At 24.5% G+C, this 25,624-nt stretch carries 27 protein-coding genes and 3 pseudogenes; 9 read left to right on the top strand and 21 right to left on the bottom strand.

Features of this window, described 5'->3' with window-relative positions:
- Positions 1-139: 139 nt before the first annotated feature.
- Together AAHM96_RS04145 and AAHM96_RS04150 are read right to left on the bottom strand one after the other, a co-directional pair.
- The gene (locus AAHM96_RS04145) at positions 140-1,846 is read right to left on the bottom strand and encodes a hypothetical protein (protein WP_342273666.1); all 1,707 of its coding nucleotides are present in this window, start codon (positions 1,844-1,846) and stop codon (positions 140-142) included.
- Between the two features lie 33 nt (positions 1,847-1,879).
- Positions 1,880-2,669, bottom strand: a protein-coding gene (locus tag AAHM96_RS04150; protein WP_342273667.1) for an IS5 family transposase whose coding sequence is annotated in 2 segments (ribosomal slippage) — positions 1,880-2,407 and positions 2,409-2,669 — 789 coding nt in all. Because the reading frame shifts where the segments join, the coding sequence is not laid out codon by codon here.
- 107 nt (positions 2,670-2,776) lie between these two features.
- Between AAHM96_RS04150 and AAHM96_RS04155 the strand changes: the two genes are divergently transcribed.
- Positions 2,777-3,715: an Mbov_0401 family ICE element transposase-like protein gene (locus tag AAHM96_RS04155; RefSeq protein WP_342273668.1), complete on the top strand. Its 939-nt coding sequence runs from the start codon at positions 2,777-2,779 to the stop codon at positions 3,713-3,715.
- Positions 3,716-3,728: 13 nt separating this feature from the next.
- On the opposite strand, the gene AAHM96_RS04160 is transcribed toward AAHM96_RS04155, so the two are convergent.
- Genes AAHM96_RS04160 through AAHM96_RS08515 form a run of 3 tightly spaced genes read right to left on the bottom strand, consistent with a single transcriptional unit; the run spans position 3,729 to position 4,932 of the window.
- Positions 3,729-4,100, bottom strand: a complete 372-nt coding sequence (locus AAHM96_RS04160; RefSeq protein WP_342273713.1) for a transposase family protein — start codon at positions 4,098-4,100, stop codon at positions 3,729-3,731.
- Between the two features lie 15 nt (positions 4,101-4,115).
- Positions 4,116-4,562 carry a transposase family protein gene (locus AAHM96_RS08510; RefSeq protein ID WP_425288765.1) on the bottom strand — a complete coding sequence of 149 codons (447 nt, stop codon included), beginning with the start codon at positions 4,560-4,562 and terminating at the stop codon, positions 4,116-4,118.
- The gene (locus AAHM96_RS08515; RefSeq protein WP_425288766.1) at positions 4,522-4,932 is read right to left on the bottom strand and encodes a helix-turn-helix domain-containing protein; all 411 of its coding nucleotides are present in this window, start codon (positions 4,930-4,932) and stop codon (positions 4,522-4,524) included. Before AAHM96_RS08515 ends, AAHM96_RS08510 begins: the two co-directional genes overlap by 41 nt.
- Before the next feature lie 1,728 nt (positions 4,933-6,660).
- Here AAHM96_RS08515 and AAHM96_RS04170 point away from each other — a divergent pair.
- Together AAHM96_RS04170 and AAHM96_RS04175 are read left to right on the top strand one after the other, a co-directional pair.
- On the top strand, positions 6,661-7,638 hold the full coding sequence (locus AAHM96_RS04170; protein WP_342272739.1) for a hypothetical protein: 978 nt from the start codon (positions 6,661-6,663) through the stop codon (positions 7,636-7,638).
- 236 nt (positions 7,639-7,874) lie between these two features.
- Positions 7,875-8,084 (top strand): hypothetical protein, encoded by a 210-nt coding sequence (locus AAHM96_RS04175; RefSeq protein ID WP_342272740.1) that lies wholly within the window; start codon positions 7,875-7,877, stop codon positions 8,082-8,084.
- Between the two features lie 312 nt (positions 8,085-8,396).
- Here the strand turns inward: AAHM96_RS04175 and AAHM96_RS04180 are convergent.
- A pseudogene (locus AAHM96_RS04180) lies at positions 8,397-9,248 on the bottom strand (IS256 family transposase); the annotation flags it as partial.
- Positions 9,249-9,313: 65 nt separating this feature from the next.
- Between AAHM96_RS04180 and AAHM96_RS04185 the strand changes: the two are divergent.
- Positions 9,314-10,103 (top strand): IS5 family transposase gene (locus AAHM96_RS04185; RefSeq protein WP_342272742.1). Its coding sequence is split into 2 segments (ribosomal slippage): positions 9,314-9,574 and positions 9,576-10,103, totalling 789 coding nucleotides; the frame shifts between segments, so codons are not numbered across the junction.
- A gap of 35 nt (positions 10,104-10,138) precedes the next feature.
- Here AAHM96_RS04185 and AAHM96_RS04190 read toward each other — a convergent pair.
- The 3 genes and pseudogenes from AAHM96_RS04190 to AAHM96_RS04200 all read right to left on the bottom strand — a co-directional run.
- Positions 10,139-10,360: pseudogene (locus tag AAHM96_RS04190) on the bottom strand (transposase); the annotation flags it as partial.
- A gap of 52 nt (positions 10,361-10,412) precedes the next feature.
- Positions 10,413-10,817: pseudogene (locus AAHM96_RS04195) on the bottom strand (transposase); the annotation flags it as partial.
- An 89-nt stretch (positions 10,818-10,906) separates the two neighbouring features.
- Complete coding sequence (locus AAHM96_RS04200) at positions 10,907-11,170, bottom strand: hypothetical protein (protein WP_342272744.1); 264 nt, start codon at positions 11,168-11,170, stop codon at positions 10,907-10,909.
- A 150-nt stretch (positions 11,171-11,320) separates the two neighbouring features.
- On the opposite strand from AAHM96_RS04200, the gene AAHM96_RS04205 reads away from it, so the two are divergent.
- A complete protein-coding gene (locus tag AAHM96_RS04205; protein WP_342272745.1) occupies positions 11,321-11,713 on the top strand; it encodes a transposase family protein in 393 nt (130 codons plus the stop codon).
- A 2-nt stretch (positions 11,714-11,715) separates the two neighbouring features.
- Positions 11,716-12,138 (top strand): transposase family protein, encoded by a 423-nt coding sequence (locus AAHM96_RS04210; protein ID WP_342273714.1) that lies wholly within the window; start codon positions 11,716-11,718, stop codon positions 12,136-12,138.
- Here the strand turns inward: AAHM96_RS04210 and AAHM96_RS04215 are convergent.
- The 6 genes from AAHM96_RS04215 to AAHM96_RS04240 form a co-directional block, all read right to left on the bottom strand.
- On the bottom strand, positions 12,130-12,717 hold the full coding sequence (locus AAHM96_RS04215; protein WP_342272746.1) for a hypothetical protein: 588 nt from the start codon (positions 12,715-12,717) through the stop codon (positions 12,130-12,132). The genes AAHM96_RS04210 and AAHM96_RS04215 overlap by 9 nt on opposite strands.
- An 11-nt stretch (positions 12,718-12,728) precedes the next feature.
- Positions 12,729-13,142, bottom strand: a complete 414-nt coding sequence (locus AAHM96_RS04220) for a hypothetical protein (protein WP_342272747.1) — start codon at positions 13,140-13,142, stop codon at positions 12,729-12,731.
- 45 nt (positions 13,143-13,187) lie between these two features.
- On the bottom strand, positions 13,188-14,165 hold the full coding sequence (locus AAHM96_RS04225) for an IS3 family transposase (RefSeq protein WP_342272748.1): 978 nt from the start codon (positions 14,163-14,165) through the stop codon (positions 13,188-13,190).
- A gap of 74 nt (positions 14,166-14,239) precedes the next feature.
- Positions 14,240-14,617, bottom strand: coding sequence for a hypothetical protein (locus AAHM96_RS04230; RefSeq protein WP_342272749.1), 378 nt, complete (start codon positions 14,615-14,617; stop codon positions 14,240-14,242).
- A 110-nt stretch (positions 14,618-14,727) separates the two neighbouring features.
- Positions 14,728-14,916: a hypothetical protein gene (locus AAHM96_RS04235; protein ID WP_342272750.1), complete on the bottom strand. Its 189-nt coding sequence runs from the start codon at positions 14,914-14,916 to the stop codon at positions 14,728-14,730.
- Positions 14,916-15,044, bottom strand: coding sequence for a hypothetical protein (locus tag AAHM96_RS04240; RefSeq protein ID WP_281749165.1), 129 nt, complete (start codon positions 15,042-15,044; stop codon positions 14,916-14,918). The genes AAHM96_RS04235 and AAHM96_RS04240 overlap by 1 nt, the downstream gene beginning before the upstream one ends.
- 374 nt (positions 15,045-15,418) lie before the next feature.
- On the opposite strand from AAHM96_RS04240, the gene AAHM96_RS04245 reads away from it, so the two are divergent.
- From AAHM96_RS04245 to AAHM96_RS04255, 3 genes are read left to right on the top strand one after another with little or no spacing between them, the layout of a single operon-like run.
- Positions 15,419-16,396: an IS3 family transposase gene (locus tag AAHM96_RS04245; RefSeq protein WP_342265776.1), complete on the top strand. Its 978-nt coding sequence runs from the start codon at positions 15,419-15,421 to the stop codon at positions 16,394-16,396.
- Positions 16,397-16,450: 54 nt separating this feature from the next.
- Entirely contained in the window at positions 16,451-17,074 is a 624-nt protein-coding gene (locus AAHM96_RS04250) for a DDE-type integrase/transposase/recombinase (RefSeq protein WP_342265927.1), read from the top strand.
- 54 nt (positions 17,075-17,128) lie between these two features.
- The gene (locus tag AAHM96_RS04255; RefSeq protein ID WP_342272751.1) at positions 17,129-17,752 is read left to right on the top strand and encodes a DDE-type integrase/transposase/recombinase; all 624 of its coding nucleotides are present in this window, start codon (positions 17,129-17,131) and stop codon (positions 17,750-17,752) included.
- A gap of 267 nt (positions 17,753-18,019) precedes the next feature.
- Here the strand turns inward: AAHM96_RS04255 and lpdA are convergent, their stop codons facing one another.
- From lpdA to AAHM96_RS04285, 6 genes are all read right to left on the bottom strand, one after another.
- The gene (gene lpdA, locus AAHM96_RS04260) at positions 18,020-19,516 is read right to left on the bottom strand and encodes a dihydrolipoyl dehydrogenase (protein WP_342272752.1); all 1,497 of its coding nucleotides are present in this window, start codon (positions 19,514-19,516) and stop codon (positions 18,020-18,022) included.
- Between the two features lie 16 nt (positions 19,517-19,532).
- Complete coding sequence (locus AAHM96_RS04265; RefSeq protein ID WP_342272753.1) at positions 19,533-20,834, bottom strand: dihydrolipoamide acetyltransferase family protein; 1,302 nt, start codon at positions 20,832-20,834, stop codon at positions 19,533-19,535.
- Between the two features lie 30 nt (positions 20,835-20,864).
- Positions 20,865-21,905 (bottom strand): alpha-ketoacid dehydrogenase subunit beta, encoded by a 1,041-nt coding sequence (locus tag AAHM96_RS04270; protein WP_342272754.1) that lies wholly within the window; start codon positions 21,903-21,905, stop codon positions 20,865-20,867.
- Between the two features lie 2 nt (positions 21,906-21,907).
- Complete coding sequence (locus AAHM96_RS04275) at positions 21,908-23,065, bottom strand: thiamine pyrophosphate-dependent enzyme (RefSeq protein ID WP_281749245.1); 1,158 nt, start codon at positions 23,063-23,065, stop codon at positions 21,908-21,910.
- A gap of 228 nt (positions 23,066-23,293) precedes the next feature.
- Complete coding sequence (locus AAHM96_RS04280) at positions 23,294-24,271, bottom strand: IS3 family transposase (RefSeq protein WP_342265776.1); 978 nt, start codon at positions 24,269-24,271, stop codon at positions 23,294-23,296.
- A 351-nt stretch (positions 24,272-24,622) separates the two neighbouring features.
- A protein-coding gene (locus AAHM96_RS04285; protein WP_342272755.1) for an IS5 family transposase occupies positions 24,623-25,412 on the bottom strand; the annotation gives its coding sequence in 2 pieces (ribosomal slippage) (positions 24,623-25,150 and positions 25,152-25,412; 789 coding nt in all).
- Positions 25,413-25,624 lie beyond the last annotated feature (212 nt).

A 25,624-nucleotide genomic window follows, 5' to 3' on the forward strand; every position in this document is an offset into this window, starting at 1 on the left:
CCTTTTTTCCTTGATTTTACTTATAAATTGTACTATTTTTGATTATTTTTACAAGTATGCTTTTAAACAAAAAATAACGCCTAAATTAAGGGCGTTTATTTTGTGATACCTATACTATTAATTATATTGAAATTATTTATTATATAGCAAATGTGAAGATACTTTTTTTCACAGTAGCATTATTTTTACCCCTAATTACATTTTTATATGGATACAAGGCATAAAACAAAGCATCATATGGGTCTTGGTACATATTTTTGTCTGGAATGTTAGTTTTTGTTTCGTCATAACGTAATTCTTCTAAACATTGAGTAGTTTTTGGTAAATCATCTTTATTAGCATAAAAATTTCCATAACTCATAATATTACGCATTCAAACTACTCTATTAGTTAATCCTGCTTCTTGATTTAAATTTGAAGCATGTTTAATAGCAGTTTGTGTTATTAGAATAGTATTATGCTCATCTATTAATTTTTGACTTAATCAATCAATAGCAGTTCTAGCTTTATCATCATAAAAATAAATTGCTTGTTCAAAATTCTCAAAATTATCCATTAATCCTAAAATTTCATTAACATAAGCATTAATTTTTTCATTTTCATTAATAAAATCATTTGGAGTAACTACTAATTCACAAATAATATAAGCATCATAATAACCAGTATTATTATATTCTTTAAAACCAACTACCATAAATACAGTATGGTCTTTTGGTCCCGTAGCTCAATCAATACCAACACTATAAAAATCAAATTTATACATTTCTTTTTCTTGATTATAAAATTGTTTTAAATCATATGATTGTCAATATTTTACTGTTTTTTGAAATGGGAAAATTGTTGCATCACTATCTAAAAATTCAAAACCATAATAAACAGTATTAAATTCATCGGGATTACTTTTTTTCATTTCTAATAATGTTCTTTTTTGAATGTCTGGTAATTTATTTCAAAATGGTTGAATAGTAAATCTTAAAACAAATAAACCTAAGCCACTAAACATTTCTTTATTTTCATAATAAACTTTACCAACTTTTTTAAGATTTTCCATAATTTTATCATTTAATGGTAAAAATGGCGTGCAATACTTTAAATAAAATGGATAGTATTTATCGTATGGATTACATGTAAAAGTAATAAAGAAACTTTTATAAAAATAACGAGTAATCTTTTGTCCAAAGATAGAACTATATATATTATTATCAATAAAAGTTCAACTTCATTCTTTAATAGGTTCATTTGATACTTTAATACGATTACTTCTAAACATAGAGTTTTGTAAACGTTCATATCGATAGGTTAATTGCTTTTCAGTTAATGTTTCTTTTTCTTCTGCCATAATAATTTCATCTGTTCTTGAACCTAAAAAACTTGAACCACCTGCTTCTTTTCCAAAAATTTTATTACCATTAGCATAACCAATAAAGTCAATTTGTTGATTATTAGGAAAAATAATACAACCACCATCCTTAGTAATTTTTCATTTAATTCCATGTGGATTATTAGGTAGTAAATTAATATTATATGTATCTAATAAAACTTGACAAACATTCATTAAAGCACCAATTGTAGTTTCACTATGAGTATTTTCATATCTTCTTACTTCTTGAACACTACTATCACTAAAATTACAACATATAAATAAATCAAATGCTAAACAGTTTGAAGTTTTTCTTGTTCCACGTGCAGTTGGTACAAAACGATAAAAACAATTGGTAGTAAAAAAATCTGCTCATTCATCACCAACAAATTGTTTAAAAATATCTCAACTAAAACCATAATTATTATCACTAAAATTAAGACTATATTTTTTATTTAATTGTGCATAACTAGTGATAAAAGCCATATTTACTCGTTATTAACATATATAAGAACCTGTTTAAAATCTTTTCAATAAAATTGAAATAAAGGCAAGAACAACCATTTGTAAGCTAGTATTTAATTTTTTTTCACAATTTTTTCATAATCTTCTGCATTTTTCTAATCATGCAAAACTTCGTTCTACAACTCATCTTTTTGGTAATACTACAAAAGAATGTAATTCATTACGTTTTATAACTTCAACATTTGCATTTATAATTGTTTTAATTTTAGAAGCAAATTTTTCACCAGTATAACCAGCATCTACTAGTATTTTTTGAACTGCAGAAAGATTCTCTTTTTCATTTTCAATCATTATTATAGCACTATTACGATCTGTTTTTTCTGCTGTGGTTATGTAAATTGCATGTGGTAAACCTTGAGAATCAACAGCAATATGACGCTTTATTCCTGAAATCTTTTTACCAGCATCATAACCTTTATTTTTAGTACTATCTGTATTTTTAACACTTTGTGAATCAATTATACAAAAACTAGTTTGTTCTTTTCTACCATTATTGATACGAAATGCCTTGACTAATTTTTTTTAAAACTAATTGTAATACACTAGGTTCTTTATCATTATTTTTACTTCAAGCTTGAAAATAATAATATACAATTTGTCATTTTGGAAAATTTTTTGGTAACATTCTTCACTGGCAACCACTTTTTAATACATATAAAACTGCACAAAATACTTCATATAAATCTAAACTTCTTGGTTTAGTTCTCTTTTTAGTATTTTCTAAAATTGATTTTATATTTTCAAATTGCTCTTTGCTAACATTACTAGGATAATTTTTACACATATATACCTCTTATTTTAAAATATATAATCATTTTATCCTATTCTCTAAAAGATTTTAAACAGGTTCTAAGTTAAAATTAAATTATTTAAAAGAAAGGAACATTAAAAATGTTAACACTACCATTCCCTAATCATTTTGATTGAGACAAACACTATTTTAATCAAGATGAATTAAATTTACAACAAACAGAAGAATTATTTAAAAAAATAGATGATTATTTATGAAATACATGTAATAAATCTTTATATAAATCATATAGATTTAGAAAAAGAAAATTAAAAACAAAAAAAGGTTTATTAAATTATAAACGACGTATTTGTACATATTATAACCCAAAAACACAAAAAAAGGAATTTGTTTCATTATTAGATATATATCTTGGTGTTAAAAAGTATAGTAAATTAGCACCAGATGTTATTAAACAAATTTTAAAATATTTTGCTGATGGTAAAAAGTATCGTGATGTTTGTGATACTTTTATTGAAGATTTAATAAGTAATAGTACAGTTTGTAGAAGATATCAAAAATTTGAATTACCAAAAGCAAATATTCCCAAAATACCATTACAACCAAATCAAAATTTATATGTAAATATTGATGATGGTCATCGAAAATTTAAGTTTAATGAAAAACACAATACTAAAAATTGTAAAAAATGTTCGATGAGATTAATAGTAATGTGTACTGGTAAAAAGAAAAATGGAAAATTAATTAATAAAAGAGCAGTTTGTAAAATAAGAGTTTCAAAAACAGAAATTGGTGCTGAAAAAACCGCAAAATTAATAGAAAAATATGGTAATTTATTTTTTGAAAACTTTGACCAAGCAAATTTAATAGTTTGTGGTGATAGTGCAAAATGAATTAGAAAAACTGCTACAATTTTAAATGCCAAATTTATTTTAGATAAATTTCATGCTTTTCATGTTTTATTTCTTGGTATCATGGCTGGAAGAAGAAAAAATCAAATTGCTAAATTACACTATCAAAATGCAATAAATTTATTTGCCAAAGGTGAATATTATGAATTAATTGATTTTTTACAATAGACTTGGTGCAAAACTAAGGTAATTCAAAATTATATATTTCTGCTATTAAATTAAATCTTAATGCAAATCTTCGTATTTTATTGCGATATTTTAAAGTTAAAATTTTAAAACGTTTTAGTTTAGCAAATACGTGTTCAATTTTAATTCTAATTTTGCTTAAAGTTTTATTGTATTCTTTTTGAATTGGTATTAATTTATTGTATTTACTTTTTTTAAATGGCAAAAATGTATTTTTATGAATATTTTGTATTCCTTGATAACCTGAATCAACAAAAACTTGTTTTTCTGGATGAATAAAAGTTTTAGATTTTAAAAGTAATTTAAAATCATGAATGCTTCCAAAACAAAAAGCGGTTGAAATAATTTTTCCATTTAAAATATCAATAGACTTGGTGCAAAACTAAGGTAATTCAAAATTATATATTTCTGCTATTAAATTAAATCTTAATGCAAATCTTCGTATTTTATTGCGATATTTTAAAGTTAAAATTTTAAAACGTTTTAGTTTAGCAAATACGTGTTCAATTTTAATTCTAATTTTGCTTAAAGTTTTATTGTATTCTTTTTGAATTGGTATTAATTTATTGTATTTACTTTTTTTAAATGGCAAAAATGTATTTTTATGAATATTTTGTATTCCTTGATAACCTGAATCAACAAAAACTTGTTTTTCTAGATGAATAAAAGTTTTAGATTTTAAAAGTAATTTAAAATCATGAATGCTTCCAAAACAAAAAGCGGTTGAAATAATTTTTCCATTTAAAATATCAATAATTATTTGCGATTTAAGAGTATGATGTTTGTTTTTACCCGAAAAAAGTAATTTTAGTTTTTTTAATTCTTTCAATTGGAGTTTCAGTAGCATCAATAGCTAGTAAAGTATTATTGATTCCTTTATTTTTGATTAAATCTTTTTTGCCAGATAAATTAAAAATTCCACTTTTTATTAAAGTATTTTCAATTCAAAAAATATTACGAATGCAGCTAGTATGACTAATATTATATCTTTTTGCAATAACTCTATAACTACTATACTCTTTTCAGTATTCTAATGTCATTAATAAACGATTTTCTATTGATAATTTATTAGGTTTACCACCAACTGCTTTTTTAATTGCTTCAGCTTTTTTTAAAATTTCAACCATTTTTTGAAATGTTTGTAGTTTTATTCCCACTAAACTATAAAATTCTTGTTCATCTTTGTATTTTTTTAACATAATAATTATCACCTTTGATATTAATAATAACCGTTAAATTATTAAAATTAAAGGTTTTGCACCAAGTCTAATATAAAAAATTAAAAGTTGGTTATTTTATTAATGCAAAAGATGGTGTATTAAACCAAGCATTAGTTGAAAATATTGGTTGCTTTACTGAAACTAATATTAAAGAAATTTTAAAGCATATGATTGGTGATAGAACTTATAACATTGATATGTATACAAAAATGGTTAATTTTAAATGCTATCAAATAAATACTGCCATCCAGTTATTATAAATTAAAATAAAAATCCCTAATTAAGGGATTTGCCTAAGAGACCACGTACTTTACATACGCTTAGTAATCATAACGGTATACGGTTTATCTTAAAGGACTTTATTACATTATAACATATTAAAAACTTATTAAAGTTTTCTTTAATAAGAATTTTTGTGTTATAAAAGTAAGTATTATTGTTGACTAATATTTTTCAAGTGTTAAGATTAACATACAATTGCATATTGAAGTCAAAATTATTTTCGTCTAACTTTATAATTTTAAGACAAATTTGAATCTTATTGACATCTTCGACACGCTCCCTTTTTATAAACTTATTTATATTAACTAAATCATTTATCATTCTTCTTTACCTCTTATTTTTTTTTATTAATAAACCCATTTACTTAAAAAAAGCAATGGGTAAAAAACTTATATTAAACTTAATAATTATATTGTACATATTATTTTTTGTTTTACAAAATTTATTTATTTTTCATAAAATTAGTTTTTTACTCTTATTAAAGTCAAAATACTACGATTTTAATAATCTATTTTATAATTAATTTATAGTAAAAAATGCTTTTAACCAATAATTATCGCTAATACTAAATTTTTTTTTACAATTAATAATAATTTCCAAAAAGAAGAAGTTTCAAATATTATGTGTTAGAATAAGAATACAAGATTCACACTATCACATCTTGTCCCATAAGTGTTTAACTAAGTTTTTGATTATAAAATTAATATTTAAAAAATTAGAAAAAATATAAAAGTTTATAAAAAACTTGCATAACAAATTATACTTATTTAAAAATTATTAGACTCTCTTGTATAAAGAATTTGAGATAAAATATGAGCATTACTTCAATTTTAAAGTATATGTTGATGTTATATAAATATAATAATAATAATAACCTACTTTAAAATCATTAAATAATTTTAAAAATAACATTTTAGAATTTAAAGTTAATAATATTTTTAACTTGTTTAAAAAATATTAAAATTGGTAATTTTTACTAAAATTTAAAAAAAGTCATTTATAATGATAGAATATTAAAGAAAATAGTTGACCTTAAAACACTTTTTAATTAAATTATTAAAACTACAAAAAAAGAAAGTTAGGTGCCAAATAATGTTAATTAATATAACAACTAATAATTGCATCATTAAAATAGATTTTTTTATTTCAATGTTTCATTGATGCAAACTTAACTATTGAACAAAAAAAATACATCTGATTATCTAATGATTTAAAAAATTTTTAAATATTTTTTCAAGTCATTTAAAAAACTAAAGTTAATAGTCATTTTTTAACTTGTTTAAAAAAATATTAAAATTGGTAATTTTTACTAAAATTTAAAAAAAGTCATTTATAATGATAGAATATTAAAGAAAATAGTTGACCTTAAAACACTTTTTAATTAAATTATTAAAACTACAAAAAAAGAAAGTTAGGTGCCAAATAATGTTAATTAACAAAACAGCTGATGAGTGTATCATTGAAACTGGCGGTGCTTTATTCCAATGTTTCGTTGATACAAATTTAACTGTTGATCAAAAAAAAATGTGTATAAATTGAATTGTTTTATTTTTAAACTATCAAGATGCAGTTATTCTTTGTGATGAAGAAAAAATTAATAGTTTACAAAAAGAACTTTCAGAAACATTCACAACAGATTATTATAAAAATGCTTTAAAAGAATTTAATAATGCAAATCTTATATATAAAAAAACTATACTTACCAATTTTAAAAACGTATGTTTGGAAAATACTTCACAAGATATTATTAATATTATCACTCAATTCCATCAGTCATTTATTAAAACAATAGATGAACATAAAAAATCAATTACCTTTTTGAATTTAAATAAAATATATGAAAATCTTTTATTATTATTTTTTATAATTCACTACCATTTAGGCTATCAATTTAAACAAGAATTAATTCCAATCATTAGAAGTTTCACTAATATGATTAAAATTCCTATTTATATTGAACAAAATGATAGTCATGTTAAAATGTTATTAATGAAAAAAATTTTGCAAGATAATGAACAATTATTTGAAGATCTTGAATTAATTCAATTGAGAAATTTTATTCATAGTTTAGATGATATATTTGCTAATGGTCTTAATATTAGTAGTGCCATTGAAAAATTAATATTAACTAGACCACATAAAATAAAACATTCAATGAATATGTTATTTAAAAAACACGGTATTAAACTACAAGAAATACTTTGAAAAAATAACAAAGAAAGTAATCCTACCATTGGTAATATGATTATGCACTTATTTGCTTATGAAACATATTATGTGCAAAGAAATCACAACTATGAAACATATGAACAACTAGTATTAAATAATGTTTTAACAGATCCTCTTTTTCAAAAAATATTTGTTGAATATAAAACAAAAAATCAAATTAATAAGGTTATTTAAAAATAATAATTACTTTAATTTTCTAAGTAAAAAATTAAAGTAATTTTTTACACTTTTTTATACAAATTAAAAAACATAAATCAAAATATATATTATTTTTTTTATATCTAATCTTGATATTTAAAAATATTTATATTTTTAAATATCATTATAAAATTAACTTGTCACTACTATTGGTTTTTTCTCCAAAGTGACATAATTAACATTTTTTTTATATTGAAAGGAACAATAATAAAATGTCAACAAATAAATATGATTTTGATATTGAAAAAGATAAAAATTGAGAACAAGCAGTGAAATGTAAAGAAAATATTTTTATTAAATGCCGAACAGAAAAAAATAGCATTATATGCAAATTATTAGAAGATAAAGATAAAACAGAAATGCAACAAAATGAAGTAAAAACATTTCAAACACTATTTAAAAAAAAGAACGTCAGAAAATAATAATTTATGTAATGAAAATTTAGAAAATATACAATTTGAACAAATAACTACATGAAATAAATATTTACAAAAAGAAATTAACAGTAATACCACTAATTATTTTTTTGATAAAAAAAGAAGAAGCAATACTTTCAAGTATATAGGGGCGTTGCCCCTAGTTGCTTCGCAACTTACCCCAGTGGCGTAAACGCCACGGCCAACCAACCAAGGTTCTGGTTGGCTTCGACCAATAATATAGGTTTACTCTATTTTAACATCTTTCTTATTTTTCCAGGCTTTTATGTAATCTGTGTATCTTTGTTTTACAAAGTACTAGTTTAGATTAATTCTATCTTCAAATTTTATCATAAAATGAGCAATTGCTGTATTTCAATTTTGAATGGACATTGTTCATTTTTTTGTTATATTTTCAATTGCTAAGTAAAATATTTTGAAAACTGCCATATCATTTGGAAAAACTTTTTTATTTCTGATGACTTTTCGTAATTGACTATTTACAGATTCAATAGCATTTGTAGTATAAATCACTCTTTTGATTTCTACTGGATAACTAATAAAAACCATTAAATTATCTCAATTTTTATATCAAGATTTAGCAATTTGAGGATATTGTTTATTTCATTTACTTTCAAACGATTCTAAAGCCTGCATTGCTTGTTCTTCACTACATGCAGTATAAATTGGTTTTAAATCTGCAACTAGAGATTTTCTATGCTTATATGAGACATATTTCAAACTATTTCTAATTTGATGAACTATGCATAATTGATGTTCTGTTTTAAGATAAACTGATTGTATTGCTTCTGACATGCCTGTTAAATTATCACTGCAGGCAATAAGAATATCATTTAAGCCACGATTTTTCATTTCTGTTAAATTTGCTAATCAAAATTTAGCACCTTCATTTTCACTAATTCATAAACCTAAAACATCTTTTTTACCTTCTAAATCAACTCCTAAAGCTATATAAACTGATTTATTAATAATCCTTTTATCTTGTCGTACTTTCACTACTATGCAATCAAAATAAACAATCGGATAGACACTTTCTAATGGTCGATTTTGCCATGCTTTTACATCATCAATAACATCATCAGTAATTTGGCTAATAACACTTTCACTAATATCAGCACCATGATATAACTCTTGTAATTGCATTCTAAGAACCTGTTTAAAATCTTTTAGAGAATAGGATAAAATGATTATATATTTTAAAATAAGAGGTATATATGTGTAAAAATTATCCTAGTAATGTTAGCAAAGAGCAATTTGAAAATATAAAATCAATTTTAGAAAATACTAAAAAGAGAACTAAACCAAGAAGTTTAGATTTATATGAAGTATTTTGTGCAGTTTTATATGTATTAAAAAGTGGTTGCCAGTGAAGAATGTTACCAAAAAATTTTCCAAAATGACAAATTGTATATTATTATTTTCAAGCTTGAAGTAAAAATAATGATAAAGAACCTAGTGTATTACAATTAGTTTTAAAAAAAATTAGTCAAGGCATTTCGTATCAATAATGGTAGAAAAGAACAAACTAGTTTTTGTATAATTGATTCACAAAGTGTTAAAAATACAGATACTACTAAAAATAAAGGTTATGATGCTGGTAAAAAGATTTCAGGAATAAAGCGTCATATTGCTGTTGATTCTCAAGGTTTACCACATGCAATTTACATAACCACAGCAGAAAAAACAGATCGTAATAGTGCTATAATAATGATTGAAAATGAAAAAGAGAATCTTTCTGCAGTTCAAAAAATACTAGTAGATGCTGGTTATACTGGTGAAAAATTTGCTTCTAAAATTAAAACAATTATAAATGCAAATGTTGAAGTTATAAAACGTAATGAATTACATTCTTTTGTAGTATTACCAAAAAGATGAGTTGTAGAACGAAGTTTTGCATGATTAGAAAAATGCAGAAGATTATGAAAAAATTGTGAAAAAAAATTAAATACTAGCTTACAAATGGTTGTTCTTGCCTTTATTTCAATTTTATTGAAAAGATTTTAAACAGGTTCTAATACACTACGTTCTTTATCATTATTTTTACTTCAAGCTTGAAAATAATAATATACAATTTGTCATTTTGGAAAATTTTTTGGTAACATTCTTCACTGGCAACCACTTTTTAATACATATAAAACTGCACAAAATACTTCATATAAATCTAAACTTCTTGGTTTAGTTCTCTTTTTAGTATTTTCTAAAATTGATTTTATATTTTCAAATTGCTCTTTGCTAACATTACTAGGATAATTTTTACACATATATACCTCTTATTTTAAAATATATAATCATTTTATCCTATTCTCTAAAAGATTTTAAACAGGTTCTAATATCTGATAATGTCATTCCTTTTGCATATAAAGAAAGAACTTGTTGATCAAAACCATCAAATCTTCTTTGTCTTTTTGCAACTATTACAGGATTAAAATTACTATTGCGATCTCGTGGTACATCAATCTCAATTTTACCTTGTTGAGTTATTAATTTTTTTGAACTTATACCATTACGAGCATTGTCACTATTACTATGTTGATTCTTATCATATCCTAAATAATTTTGCATCTCAGAATTCAACATTTTTTCTACTAATCTTTTTGTTAATTCTTTATACAATCCTTTCTCTTTAAAAACTGTTGTTAAATCTTCAGTATTTTCTAATAATAAATCTACTGCTTTTGATATTGGATCATTATTATTAATATTTTGCTTTTTAGCCATCTGTAACTCACTCTTTCTAGTCATTTAATTATATTTACTAGAATTAATTAAACATAGTTATTTTTGTAAGTTACACAGATTACTAAACATTACCTATTTTTCTTAGAATATTTATTTCTATAATAACAAGCACGGCATACAGTATTTTCAGTTTCTTTCTTTTCAGTTTGTAATATATTATCCAACTTATCTAATCCTACTACTCTAATATCATCAACAGTAAAATCTAATGCTTGTGATTGTTCATAGTCTTTAACAGTACTTAATTCACTCTTTAAAGAATGAATATAATTTAAAGCACGACTATTATATCTTTGTAAATAAGACCTAGGAAATCATAAACTAAAAGTCATAGTTTCACCACTATAACTTGGTGGTAAACCATCACGTTTAATTATTCGCTTTGTTTGTCTTTTAGATAATACAACTTTATTAGACTTGGTGCAAAACCTTTAATTTTAATAATTTAACGGTTATTATTAATATCAAAGGTGATAATTATTATGTTAAAAAAATACAAAGATGAACAAGAATTTTATAGTTTAGTGGGAATAAAACTACAAACATTTCAAAAAATGGTTGAAATTTTAAAAAAAGCTGAAGCAATTAAAAAAGCAGTTGGTGGTAAACCTAATAAATTATCAATAGAAAATCGTTTATTAATGACATTAGAATACTGAAAAGAGTATAGTAGTTATAGAGTTATTGCAAAAAGATATAATATTAGTCATACTAGCTGCATTCGTAATATTTTTTGAATTGAAAATACTTTAATAAAAAGTGGAATTTTTAATTTATCTGGCAAAAAAGATTTAATCAAAAATAAAGGAATCAATAATACTTTACTAGCTATTGATGCTACTGAAACTCCAATTGAAAGAATTAAAAAAAACTAAAATTACTTTTTTCGGGTAAAAACAAACATCATACTCTTAAATCGCAAATAATTATTGATATTTTAAATGGAAAAATTATTTCAACCGCTTTTTGTTTTGGAAGCATTCATGATTTTAAATTACTTTTAAAATCTAAAACTTTTATTCATCTAGAAAAACAAGTTTTTGTTGATTCAGGTTATCAAGGAATACAAAATATTCATAAAAATACATTTTTGCCATTTAAAAAAAGTAAATACAATAAATTAATACCAATTCAAAAAGAATACAATAAAACTTTAAGCAAAATTAGAATTAAAATTGAACACGTATTTGCTAAACTAAAACGTTTTAAAATTTTAACTTTAAAATATCGCAATAAAATACGAAGATTTGCATTAAGATTTAATTTAATAGCAGGAATATATAATTTTAAATTACCTTAGTTTTGCACCAAGTCTATTATAATCATCAATATTAGTGTAAATATTTAGTTTAAACTTAACTAAAAATAACAAAATACGCATTCTTTTAACTTGCACAATATATTCCACTTTTTCACGTGCTTGTTTTGGTATTCTATCGCGGTGTTGTTCAATCATATACATAATTCCATTAAAATTATGAGCTATTAATTTACAAAACATTCCCAAACTTTCTTGTGTTTCTTTAAATTCGGGTGACAAATCATTACTATTAATTTTCAAACCTAACTCATCTAAAACAACCATATCACACTCTTTAAAAGCATAATTACTATTTAATTGATTAAATTTAAAAACATCATCATAAGAACAACGATAACTATATTCATTGCGTACTTTAATAGGAATAGGACTTACTACTCTACCTTTATGTTTTTGTGCTAAACAACAAGCAAGAGCAGATTTACCAGTTCTTGGAGGTGCAGAAATAATATAACTACCTACACGTTGTAATATCTTTATATTTTTTCTAGTTATTAAAAATGGATACAATATTATTAATAATAAAAGTCCTAAAAGAACATAACCATATCAAGGCATTATTTCAACTCCTAACCAACTAAAAACCCAACTGCTTTTAAAAATACTCACAATGTTAAAACTTGTTCTAAACCACTAGTAAAATCAACATTTAAAACAGAACTAATAGTATCATCAAAAATACGTCTCAATAATCCGTCAAGTTTAGTAAAAAACTCTCTTAATGGTTCTACTGGTAAAACTTTACCAACAACGCCATAAAGTACTCACCTAAAAGCATTACGCAAATGACCAAAAACATCATATCAACTAACACGCTCATACTCAGGATTAAAAGGACTATTTGGTGGTACTGGGGTTACTTTCTCACTTGAAAAAATATTAATTTGACCAAAATTTAACCGTGGTGACATATGTGAAAATGAATCACCATGAACATCAAAAAATACTGTTAAATGTCTTAAATTTGGAACACGAATAGGCATAGGGTGGTTGGCCCTTAATTACTGGACCATTTTTGATATAAAATTCTAAATTTTAATTTGTAAAATTGGTGGTTTTAGAAATTTAGAATGTATTCTTTCATAATTATAAAACATAACATATTGATTTACATCATTTATAGCTTCATTGATGGATAAATATTGATTTGATCCTTTAGGTAGTCATTCTTGAGATAAATGAGAAAATCAGTTTTCAGATAATACATTACCACCAATATCATAAGGTTGTTTTTTGCTTAAAATTATTTGTTTATCCTCTGCTCATTTTGTGATATCGTGACAATAAAATTCGTTGGCGTTATCTGAATGTAAAATAACATTTTTTATTTGATTTCAAGAAAATTGTTTGTTGATTTTTTCAAGAGCAGGAAGAATTAAATCCTGATATGATTTATTAGAAGCAATATTATAACTAACAACATTATTTGAATAAAAATCAATAATTACAAAAAGATATAATCATCCTTCTTTAGTATTTATTTGTTTAGTGTCCATTGATCAAATTTGATTTGAAGAGGTTGTACTTTTATAATCTTTGTTTACTTTATCCATTGTAGGTATTCACTTATTTGGATTTTTTTTGTTTTTAGGATAGTTATTTTTAGTTTGTTTTAATCCTTGAATATTGTGTTCTTTCATAATTTTTCGCATTTGTTTTATTGATAATTCTATATTTAAAATGATATTTTTTTCTTGTTTTAATCACTCTTTAAAAGCTGAAAAAATTCTTAAATATCCATAAATTCTGCCTTTTCTTGTAGAATGAAATTCGATTAAAAGTTGGCATATTTTTTGATATTTATGATTGCATTTAATAATATGATTTTCTTCTTTTTTAATAGGTTTTTGTTTATTTTTTAAAAAGTAATATGTTGATCTGTTTAATTGAAGATATTGACATAGGTTTCTAATTGAATATTGATTTTTACAATCATCAATAATTTTAATTTTTTCTTTGATATTTAATTTGTTAATTACTAATGCTATTTGTTTAATTTTATCCATTAATAAAAATCCTTTCAGGTTAAAATTAGTGTTAATTATATAACACAATTGTTTTTAGAATACATTCAGGTTTTTTAAATTAATGGTCTAGTAAAAAGGGCTAAGTGGCTAGTAACAAAATTATATAAATCTTGCTGATAAATATCATTATCAACCTTACCTTTAAAAACATACTTTGTATCACCAACATTATCTAAAAAACTAAAAACAAAATTAGCAGTAAAAGTTTTAAAATATTCATATTCAAAATAAAACATAAAACCTTGAATATAAAAACTTAAAGGTTTATCAATTTCAAAATTTAACTGTGTTTGAAAATTTATAACTCTCCTATCAACATTAACAAAATTCAAACGATTAGTATTCTTTTCTGCAACATAATTATGATTAAACATAATACGTGAAAATTCATCCAATTGTTTTCTATTAAAAGTATAAACACCAGACCCCATATTTATCTCTTGTGACGGAACACCAACTGTATCACTATAATAAGAACATATATAAGTACCTTGATTACCAATAAATTCACCACTTACTAATTTTAAATCCTTTTGGCATACTAATCACCTCCCTCCTCTAACTCTTTTCTTGCTCTTTCTTTACGCTTTTGTTCTTTACAATATCAACAATCTGGATCAACTATATTGTGTTTTCTATGTTTAAATTTTCAAACTATCTTTTTAATAGTACCTTTAAAAGCCCAAGAAGTACCAAGCACAGCAATTATCACAACTATTCACTTAACCATTATTTTTTACCCCCTAATAAAAAATCATCATAATTCATATTTTCACTTAATCTTTGGTCAAAATTTCTTTTTGCTTTTTTCTTATGCAACTTTTGTCTTGACATATTTTTTCATTTATCTTTTTTCATAAAATTAATTCACTCCTTATAAAATAAATGTTCTTATAGTTTTATTTTGTTCATTATTTCTTAAATTTTCATTATTAATTTCTAATAATTTACTTTGAAATTCTAATGTTTGTTTTAATTCTTTTACTTGATTATTTAAATTTTGAAATTTTCTTTCTAATTTTTGTTTTTCATATCTTTTTCTTTCAACTTTTAAATCATTCTTTTTAATAAATTTATTTTCTTTTCTCTTAAAAACTCAATTTGTTATTTTATTTTGCCACTTGCCACTTAGCCCTTTTTACTAGACCATTAATTTAAAAAACCTGAATGTATTCTAAAAACAATTGTGTTATATAATTAACACTAATTTTAACCTGAAAGGATTTTTATTAATGGATAAAATTAAACAAATAGCATTAGTAATTAACAAATTAAATATCAAAGAAAAAATTAAAATTATTGATGATTGTAAAAATCAATATTCAATTAGAAACCTATGTCAATATCTTCAATTAAACAGATCAACATATTACTTTTTAAAAAATAAACAAAAACCTATTAAAAAAGAAGAAAATCATATTATTAAATGCAATCATAAATATCAAAAAATATGCCAACTTTTAATCGAATTTCATTCTACAAGAAAAGGCAGAATTTATGGATATTTAAGAATTTTTTCAGCTTTTAAAGAGTGATTAAAACAAGAAAAAAATATCATTTTAAATATAGAATTATCAATAAAACAAATGCGAAAAATTATGAAAGAACACAATATTCAAGGATTAAAACAAACTAAAAATAACTATCCTAAAAACAAAAAAAATCCAAATAAGTGAATACCTACAATGGATAAAGTAAACAAAGATTATAAAAGTACAACCTCTTCAAATCAAATTTGATCAATGGACACTAAACAAATAAATACTAAAGAAGGATGATTATATCTTTTTGTAATTATTGATTTTTATTCAAATAATGTTGTTAGTTATAATATTGCTCCTAATAAATCATATCAGGATTTAATTCTTCCTGCTCTTGAAAAAATCAACAAACAATTTTCTTGAAATCAAGTAAAAAATGTTATTTTACATTCAGATAACGCCAACGAATTTTATTGTCAAGATATCACAAAATGAGCAGAGGATAAACAAATAATTTTAAGCAAAAAACAACCTTATGATATTGGTGGTAATGTATTATCTGAAAACTGATTTTCTCATTTATCTCAAGAATGACTACCTAAAGGATCAAATCAATATTTATCCATCAATGAAGCTATAAATGATGTAAATCAATATGTTATGTTTTATAATTATGAAAGAATACATTCTAAATTTCTAAAACCACCAATTTTACAAATTAAAATTTAGAATTTTATATCAAAAATGGTCCAGTAATTAAGGGCCAACCACCCAATAAAACAAATGCGAAAAATTATGAAAGAACACAATATTCAAGGATTAAAACAAACTAAAAATAACTATCCTAAAAACAAAAAAAATCCAAATAAGTGAATACCTACAATGGATAAAGTAAACAAAGATTATAAAAGTACAACCTCTTCAAATCAAATTTGATCAATGGACACTAAACAAATAAATACTAAAGAAGGATGATTATATCTTTTTGTAATTATTGATTTTTATTCAAATAATGTTGTTAGTTATAATATTGCTCCTAATAAATCATATCAGGATTTAATTCTTCCTGCTCTTGAAAAAATCAACAAACAATTTTCTTGAAATCAAGTAAAAAATGTTATTTTACATTCAGATAACGCCAACGAATTTTATTGTCAAGATATCACAAAATGAGCAGAGGATAAACAAATAATTTTAAGCAAAAAACAACCTTATGATATTGGTGGTAATGTATTATCTGAAAACTGATTTTCTCATTTATCTCAAGAATGACTACCTAAAGGATCAAATCAATATTTATCCATCAATGAAGCTATAAATGATGTAAATCAATATGTTATGTTTTATAATTATGAAAGAATACATTCTAAATTTCTAAAACCACCAATTTTACAAATTAAAATTTAGAATTTTATATCAAAAATGGTCCAGTAATTAAGGGCCAACCACCCAATAAAACAAATGCGAAAAATTATGAAAGAACACAATATTCAAGGATTAAAACAAACTAAAAATAACTATCCTAAAAACAAAAAAAATCCAAATAAGTGAATACCTACAATGGATAAAGTAAACAAAGATTATAAAAGTACAACCTCTTCAAATCAAATTTGATCAATGGACACTAAACAAATAAATACTAAAGAAGGATGATTATATCTTTTTGTAATTATTGATTTTTATTCAAATAATGTTGTTAGTTATAATATTGCTCCTAATAAATCATATCAGGATTTAATTCTTCCTGCTCTTGAAAAAATCAACAAACAATTTTCTTGAAATCAAATAAAAAATGTTATTTTACATTCAGATAACGCCAACGAATTTTATTGTCAAGATATCACAAAATGAGCAGAGGATAAACAAATAATTTTAAGCAAAAAACAACCTTATGATATTGGTGGTAATGTATTATCTGAAAACTGATTTTCTCATTTATCTCAAGAATGACTACCTAAAGGATCAAATCAATATTTATCCATCAATGAAGCTATAAATGATGTAAATCAATATGTTATGTTTTATAATTATGAAAGAATACATTCTAAATTTCTAAAACCACCAATTTTACAAATTAAAATTTAGAATTTTATATCAAAAATGGTCCAGTAATTAAGGGCCAACCCACTGCCAACCACCTAAAAATCTTGTTGAATATCCATACATAAAAATCGCTAATTCTAGGTTTTAAAAACCAATTTTATATATTTTAATAACAAACAAATCTTAACATAAAAAATTATAAAAACAAACAATAAAACAAAAACGTTACTTAATTTAATTTAATCAATATTATATTAATTTTACAATAAAAATGTACCTAAAAATTTAAAGGTACATTTTTATTATTTTCTATTTTTTATTAACTTTGTATCATTCTAATTCTAAATCTTGTGCAACATCCATAACTACTTCTGACATTGTTGGATGTGGATGACAAGAAGAGGCTAATTCAACAATAGTACCTTCCGTTTGCATAATATTAACAATTTCAGCAATTATATCAGTAGCCGTTGAACATAAAATATGAGCACCTAGGATTTCTCCATATTTTTTATCAATAATTATTTTAACAAAACCATCAGTCTCACCATCAGCCAATGCCTTACCATTAATAGTAAATGGTATTTTCTTCATCAAATATTCTTTACCTAAAGATTTACATTCAGTTTCAGTTAAACCAACACTTGCCACTTCTGGGAATGAATAAATACAACTAGGCATTTTATTATAATCTACTTCTTGCTCTTTCAATGGATGATTATCAGTATCCGTTCTACCTTCTTTAACTAAAATATTATTAAGCGCTGCTAATCCTTGTGTTGATGCAACATGAGCAAGCATTCTTTGACCATTAGCATCTCCAATTACATATATATTATCAATAACATTATTGTTAGCATCTAAAGCTTCCAATTTATTATTTACGGCAAATGCTTGATTAGGCTTAATTTGAATTCCCAAATTAGTAAAACCTTCAGTAATCGGCGTTCTTCCAGTACTTAATAAACAATAGTCACTAGTTACTGTTAATGGTTTTTTATGTTCTTTATCGGTTGCAGCATAATAAGTTAAAGTTTTATCCTTTAATTCATTAACACTATGACCAGTAATAATATTAACAGCATTTTTTTCAAGAATTTTAGTTAAAGTTGTGCTAATATCTTCATCTAGTAATGCTAAAATACGATCTAAATATTCAATAATAGTAACTTTAGTACCAAGTGTACTAAATAAACAAGCAAACTCAATTCCAATAACACCACCACCAATAATAGTTAGTGTTTTTGGAACTTCTTTTAAAGAAAGAATTTCAGTCGAAGTTAATAATGTTTGGTTTGTTTTTAAATCTTTTTCACTTAAACCTTGTGGACCATTAGGATTATCAAACATTTTTACTTTTGAACCAGTAGCAATTATCATATATTTAGTAGTATATTTCTTTTCTTTACCATCTTTAGCTTTCACTAAAATCGTATTTTTATCAATAGCACTTCCAATCCCTAATAATTGTTCTACTTTATTAGCTTTCATTAAAAAGCCAACTCCACCAGTTAAACCTTTAACAACACCAGTTTTACGATCTTGCATTACTTTTCAATTAATTTCAATATTTTTTTTATCTTTAATAGCAACACCATATTTATCAGCATTTTCAATATAATGAAAAACTTTTGCGCCCTTTAGTAACGTCTTAGTAGGAATACATCCAACATTTAAACAGACTCCACCTCAGTTATCTTTTTCAACAATTGCAGTTTTTAAACCCATCTTTGCTGCTCGAGCCGCTGTTACATAACCACCAGGGCCTGCCCCGATAATTATTAAATCAAAATCATAGTTAGACATCTTTTACATTTTCTCCTTAAGCTAAAATTAATGTTGGATTTTCTAATAACTCTTTAAGTCGAGAAAGGAAATAACCAGCAGGTGCACCATCAATAACACGATGATCAATTGAAAGTGATAATGGAAAGAACTTATGTTCAACAATTTTACCATCAGCAATAATTAGTTTTTTTTGCATCATCCCTAGACCCAAAATTGCTACCTCTGGATAATTAATAACTGGTGTTCCCATTTCAATTCCTGCTGAACCAAAATTAGTAATAGTAAATGATCCACCTTGCATTTCATCACCTTTTAATAGCCCCTTACGAGCTTTATCACCTAATGAATTAACTTGTCTTGCTATTTCAAATAATGAAAGTTGATCAGCATTTTTAATAACAGGAACTACTAAACCCTTTTCAGTATCAGCTGCCATACCAATGTTATAATATTTTTTAACAAGAATTTCATTATTAACCATGTTCAAAGTTGAATTAAGTAATTTAAATCGTTCTTCTTTTAACGCTTTAGCAACAGCCTTTACAAAGAATGGCATAAATGTTAATTTAGCACTACCATCTGGATCTTTTTCCGCTGGTTCTTTTAAAGTTGCACGTAATTGTACTAAGTTTTCAGCATCAACATTAATCATTAAACTAACATGTGGTGCTGTATAAACTGATAATGACATTTGATTAGCAACAGCCTTACGAATTCCTGATAATGGTAAATGTTCAACATTACCAAAACTTTCGATTTTAGTAACATTAATACCTTGTGAACTAATAGTTGTAGCAGAAACTGAAGATATTGAATTAATAGGTGTTGTTGATGCAGTAGTACTGGTTGTTGTACCACCATTCTTGGCATTTAATAAATCATCTTTTAAAATTCTACCACGAGGACCAGTTCCTTTAATTGTTCCCATATCAACACCTAAGTCACGAGCCATTCTACGTGCTAATGGTGTTGCTAATACTTTACCCGTTTGTTGAATAGGTTGCACATTTTGTTTTGGTAATTCAACTGGTGATACTGTAGATGTACTAGCAACTGATTCAGATTTTGGTGAAGAATTTGTTGATGAAGGACTTTTATTATCACTAATCGTTCCACCAAACTCAACAATAACAGCACCTGATTTAATACTATCTCCTTCTTTAACAAGAATCTTAGAAACTTTACCATCCGCTTCGGCTTTAATACTATCTGAAGCTTTATCTGCTTCAATATCAACAACATTATCACCTTTTTTTACATTATCTCCAACTTTAACATGAATTTGAGTTACAGTAACTTCATCGATTCCATCCATATCTTTAAACTTCAATTCCATCTTTTCACTTTCCTTTCTTTAAACAACTAACTAAACTGGATAATTCATCATTAGTTTAACTTTTTCCATAATTTTATCTGGACTAATTATAAATCATTTTTCACCTTTAGACAGTGGAACAGTAATATCATAACCTGTTAATCTTGTTGGAGGACATTCTAAATATTCAAAACACTTTTCATTAACAACGGTAATAATTTCTGAAGCAACTGAAAATGAACGAACCGCTTCTGAAACAACTAATAATCTTCCTGTTTTTTTAACAGAATTAACAACTGTTTCTTCATCTCATGGTTGTAATGTTTGTAAATCAATTAATTCAATTTTAAAATTTTCTTTTTCTTCTAAAATTTTAACAGCAGCTTCACAATCATAAACTTTTGAACCATAAGTTACAATCGTTAAATCAGGTTTTTCTTCAGACTTATATTCTTTAAGAACTTTAGCTTTACCAAGAACAGCCACTTCATAAGCATCACTAACTTCTTCTCTAACATCATATGTATAATTATTGCTAGTATAACTATTGAAATAAGTTCCTAAACATTCTAAAACAATAACAGGATCTGGACTTTCAATTGCTGCCAATAATAATTTTTTAGTATCATTAGGTTTTGAAGTCATAACTACTTTTAAACCTGGAATATGACAAAATAAAGCTTCAATTGCTTCTGAATGATGCTCCAAAGCACCATTATTACCGTTATTTCAATCATATGAAGGCATACGTACTACCATTGGACAAGTGAATCTACCACGAGAACGATTTCTCATTCGTGCAGCATGACATAACAATTGTTGAAAAGCAGGGAAAGCAAATCCTGAAAATTGCATTTCAATAATTGGATTTAAACCATTAATTGCCATTCCAACGGCACTACCAGCAATAACTGCTTCAGCAATTGGTGCATCAAAACAACGATTAACGCCAAATTTTGCTTGTAAACCTTTAGTTGCTCGAAAAACACCACCAACATTACCGGAATCTTCACCATAAACAACAACATTAGGATTTTTTTTCATTGCTAATTCTAAGCCTAAAGTAATAGCTTGCACATTATTTCTTTTCATAATTATTTTTTCTCTCCTTCATTGAAGAAAGCTTTTGCTTCTGCTTTTTGTTCTATTAATTGTGGTGTTAATTTTTCATATGTATAATCAAATATTTCATCAATTGAAACATTTTCATTTTTTAATGCTCAAGTAATTGCATCATTAACCTTTTTAGTAATTTGTTTATCTAATTCTGCTTGTTTGTTGTCATCTCAAAGTTTAATTGATTTTAAATATTCTCTAATACGATCAATTGGATCTTTTTTTAATCATTCTTGTTCAATTTTATAATCTTCAGCAGAAAAATAATCTTTTTTAATATCAAAAGCAGAATGCGCATTTTGACGATAAGTAACAGCTTCAATTAATGAAGGACCATTACCTTTTTTTGCTCTTTCAATTGCTTCTTGTGTAGCATAATAAACAGCAAAAAAATCATTACCATCAACACGAATATTAGGTACGCCAAATGCTGTTCCTTTTTGTGCAAAAGTTGGACTCATTGTTGCTTTAGCAGTTGGTGTATCTAATGACCACTGATTATTTTCAACAAAGAAAACAACAGCTAATTTATGGATAGCAGCAAAATTAATTGCTTCAGAAAACTCACCTTCAGAAGTACCACCATCACCAATCGTAGTAATAACAATTCCTTTATCTTTTTTATATTTTTCAGCAAAAGCAATACCTGTTGCATGTGAATATTGAGTAGCAATTGGAATATTAACTGGTAAAATATTAACACCTTTCGGCATTTGACTTCCCATTTCATTTCCTAATCAATATTGAATTACTTTTTCAACTGGATATCCAGCAGTAATTCATGCTGCATTATTACGATAGGCTGGTACTAATCAATCAATACCTGGTCGTAAACAACTAGCATAAGCAACTTCAACACCTTCTTGACCTTTTGAAGATAAAAAGTTAATAACTTTTCCGATTACTTTTGGAATTCCATTTACTAATTTAACTTGTCCTTTTTCATCTTTTTCATAGTTTAATTCCATTTGCATTTGTTCTTGTATTCGTGAAAAACACATGTTTTCATATGCTTTTAATAAAACCTTACTATCAAATTTTTTTAAATAATCAACAAAATTAGGATTAATTACTCCTTTTTCATTTAATATTTGAAAAATTTCTTTTTGGGGATTATCAAATTTCTCAACTCACATTTAAATTTTCCTCCTAAATATTTTAGCTAATTGCAGTTACACTTTTAATTATACTAATTCTTAAAATAATGAATGAACATACCTTTTCATTATACTACTAATAATTGTTGGTTCAAGATAATTTGTAGTAAAATATTAATTTATCTCCCGTTTTATTAATATCGTATTTTTTTATTTCCTATTATGGTGGTTGGCCCTTAATTACTGGACCATTTTTGATATAAAATTCTAAATTTTAATTTGTAAAATTGGTGGTTTTAGAAATTTAGAATGTATTCTTTCATAATTATAAAACATAACATATTGATTTACATCATTTATAGCTTCATTGATGGATAAATATTGATTTGATCCTTTAGGTAGTCATTCTTGAGATAAATGAGAAAATCAGTTTTCAGATAATACATTACCACCAATATCATAAGGTTGTTTTTTGCTTAAAATTATTTGTTTATCCTCTGCTCATTTTGTGATATCTTGACAATAAAATTCGTTGGCGTTATCTGAATGTAAAATAACATTTTTTACTTGATTTCAAGAAAATTGTTTGTTGATTTTTTCAAGAGCAGGAAGAATTAAATCCTGATATGATTTATTAGGAGCAATATTATAACTAACAACATTATTTGAATAAAAATCAATAATTACAAAAAGATATAATCATCCTTCTTTAGTATTTATTTGTTTAGTGTCCATTGATCAAATTTGATTTGAAGAGGTTGTACTTTTATAATCTTTGTTTACTTTATCCATTGTAGGTATTCACTTATTTGGATTTTTTTTGTTTTTAGGATAGTTATTTTTAGTTTGTTTTAATCCTTGAATATTGTGTTCTTTCATAATTTTTCGCATTTGTTTTATTGATAATTCTATATTTAAAATGATATTTTTTTCTTGTTTTAATCACTCTTTAAAAGCTGAAAAAATTCTTAAATATCCATAAATTCTGCCTTTTCTTGTAGAATGAAATTCGATTAAAAGTTGGCATATTTTTTGATATTTATGATTGCATTTAATAATATGATTTTCTTCTTTTTTAATAGGTTTTTGTTTATTTTTTAAAAAGTAATATGTTGATCTGTTTAATTGAAGATATTGACATAGGTTTCTAATTGAATATTGATTTTTACAATCATCAATAATTTTAATTTTTTCTTTGATATTTAATTTGTTAATTACTAATGCTATTTGTTTAATTTTATCCATTAATAAAAATCCTTTCAGGTTAAAATTAGTGTTAATTATATAACACAATTGTTTTTAGAATACATTCAGGTTTTTTAAATTAATGGTCTAGTAAAAAGGGCTAAGTGGCAAGTGGCAAGTGGCAAGTGGCCTATAAGAATTAGTACAAGCATGTGAAAAAGCAAAAGAATTTTATTTATTTAAAACAAAACCAAATGAACAAGGTATTACTAATTTAATTGGTGGAAGTTATGATTATGTTGCTAATACCGATTATTTTAAAGATTTTCAATATTATGTAAGTTTAGAAAGTTTGAGATTTAGATATTGATTAAAAAATAAATTTAATAAAAATGATGTTTTAGAACCTGTTTAAAATCTTTTCAATAAAATTGAAATAAAGGCAATAACAATCATTTGTAAGCTAGTATTTAATTTTTTTTCACAATTTTTTCATAATCTTCTGCATTTTTCTAATCATGCAAAACTTCGTTCTACAACTCATCTTTTTGGTAATACTACAAAAGAATGTAATTCATTACGTTTTATAACTTCAACATTTGCATTTATAATTGTTTTAATTTTAGAAGCAAATTTTTCACCAGTATAACCAGCATCTACTAGTATTTTTTGAACTGCAGAAAGATTCTCTTTTTCATTTTCAATCATTATTATAGCACTATTACGATCTTTTTTTTCTGCTGTGGTTATGTAAATTGCATGTGGTAAACCTTGAGAATCAACAGCAATATGACGCTTTATTCCTGAAATCTTTTTACCAGCATCATAACCTTTATTTTTAGTAGTATCTGTATTTTTAACACTTTGTGAATCAATTATACAAAAACTAGTTTGTTCTTTTCTACCATTATTGATACGAAATGCCTTGACTAATTTTTTTTAAAACTAATTGTAATACACTAGGTTCTTTATCATTATTTTTACTTCAAGCTTGAAAATAATAATATACAATTTGTCATTTTGGAAAATTTTTTGGTAACATTCTTCACTGGCAACCACTTTTTAATACATATAAAACTGCACAAAATACTTCATATAAATCTAAACTTCTTGGTTTAGTTCTCTTTTTAGTATTTTCTAAAATTGATTTTATATTTTCAAATTGCTCTTTGCTAACATTACTAGGATAATTTTTACACATATATACCTCTTATTTTAAAATATATAATCATTTTATCCTATTCTCTAAAAGATTTTAAACAGGTTCTTAGATTTTCTTTATAAAGTTTTTGATAAAAGTAAAATTGAAAAAATATTTTTAAATAAACGAATTTTACATTAGTTTTTTTAATATTTGTATTTTTTTGTTGTTTTGTTATACTTTAATTGTAGTAAGTATTTTAAGTTGTTCTT

The organism is Spiroplasma endosymbiont of Acasis viretata (assembly GCF_964031275.1).
GTDB classification, from domain to species: domain Bacteria; phylum Bacillota_I; class Bacilli_A; order Mycoplasmatales; family VBWQ01; genus Spiroplasma_E; species Spiroplasma_E ixodetis_A.